This is a genomic window from Nocardia africana NBRC 100379, from assembly GCF_001612635.1.
Classification (GTDB): Bacteria; Actinomycetota; Actinomycetes; order Mycobacteriales; family Mycobacteriaceae; genus Nocardia; species Nocardia africana.
The window spans coordinates 1-898 of record NZ_BDAV01000087.1; the positions used below are offsets into that span (position 1 = coordinate 1).

At 64.9% G+C, this 898-nt stretch carries 2 protein-coding genes and 1 pseudogene; 2 read left to right on the forward strand and 1 reads right to left on the reverse strand.

What is annotated here, in order from left to right; translation table 11 throughout:
- Positions 1–25: 25 nt before the first annotated feature.
- Positions 26–295 (reverse strand): hypothetical protein, encoded by a 270-nt coding sequence (locus NA3_RS35395; RefSeq protein WP_157126682.1) that lies wholly within the window; start codon positions 293–295, stop codon positions 26–28.
- A 53-nt stretch (positions 296–348) separates the two neighbouring features.
- Here NA3_RS35395 and NA3_RS38360 point away from each other — a divergent pair.
- Both NA3_RS38360 and NA3_RS35405 read left to right on the forward strand, forming a co-directional pair.
- Positions 349–475, forward strand: a pseudogene (locus NA3_RS38360) (nucleotidyltransferase domain-containing protein); the annotation flags it as partial.
- 141 nt (positions 476–616) lie between these two features.
- A partial coding sequence (locus tag NA3_RS35405; protein WP_167355109.1) for an HNH endonuclease occupies positions 617–898 on the forward strand: 282 nt, incomplete at its 3' end.

Sequence of the window (898 nt, forward strand, 5' to 3'; positions counted from 1 at the left end):
GGAGTCCGGCGAGCGGGCAGATGAGTTATGTGGGGTTTTGGTCGGTGTCGACGAATTCGAGGTCGGCTTCGCGCTCCCATGTCCAGTGGTTTCCCGGCCACCACACAACGACCCAATCCGTCCCGCCGGTGGGTGGGGTTTTCGACCAGATCTGAACGAGTTCGCCGGAGGCGTGGTCGAAGTCGGTGCGGACCACCGCGGCATGCCCGGCAGGGGCGACATAGCCGATCCGGTCACCGGCGGCCAGGCCGGCGCGCGACTTCAACCGGATCCGGGTGCGCGGCACAACGGGCATCGGTTGAGCTTGTCATTCACGCCTCGCCAAGGCTTGGGTGGGATAGCCGCGAGGCACGCCACGGCCGGTTCCACTGTGCCCCTGATGTTCCACCTGACTGGAATCCCCAGCTATCTCCTGGTCGCAGAACTGGCCCACAACCACGTCCTACACGGCCAACTCCCACATCCGCACTACCCGCAGGAGGTTCACGCTGACCTGCTGAGGATGCCCCCGTTGTCGTAGGCCATAGCTGCCGTTGGAGGTCGCGGGTCGTGGTCGTCGACGCCGGCAATGCCATTCGATATCGCGTTGCGCCAAGGGCGAGCGTGGGAGAACGATGTGGCCATGGATGTGGGTTGGTGCCGCCACTGCGGTGATGAGACGGAGATGAGCCGCGAGCATATTCCCCCCGAAGCGACCGGCAACGACTCCGCGGTCACGCTGTATCAGCAGTTCGGGAATGAGGTCAAAGTGTTCCGCGAGTTCACGAATGGCCACGCGCTCGAAACCTTGTGCGTGGACTGCAATGGGGGCGCGAGCGAGCGCGGTCTCCCGCAGGCGTACACCGCGTGGCATCAGGACGTCCTCGGCCACGTACACCGGTGCGGTGCAGCCTACCGA

Bases quoted from the DNA above. Each gene is read 5' to 3' on its own strand.
- NA3_RS35395 (WP_157126682.1), bottom strand. From the start codon at position 295: ATGCCCGTTGTGCCGCGCACCCGGATCCGGTTGAAGTCGCGCGCCGGC.